We start from the raw sequence: 232 nt of genomic DNA on the forward strand, positions 1-232 counted from the left end.
GGCATCCAAGTAACCGAGCAAGCCCCCGATGCTGAAGACATCCTATTGAGCGACAACGCCGCCGCCATGACCGACGACGATGCTGTTTAAGAAGCCGAAGCAGCACTCTCCAGCGCAGATTAAGAATTCGGCCGCACAACCGACCCTGTGCGTATGTAGATGCGTGAAATGGGGCAAGTCGATCTGATGACGCGTGAAGACGAAATCATCATCGCCAAAAAAATCGAAAATG

The 232-nt window shown here is 52.6% G+C and carries 1 pseudogene; it reads left to right on the forward strand.

The window, feature by feature from the left end:
* A pseudogene (locus ACTHTG_RS11265) lies at positions 1-232 on the forward strand (sigma-70 factor domain-containing protein); the annotation flags it as partial.

It is taken from the genome of Neisseria sp. P0017.S009 (assembly GCF_051957375.1).
GTDB lineage: Bacteria > Pseudomonadota > Gammaproteobacteria > Burkholderiales > Neisseriaceae > Neisseria > Neisseria perflava.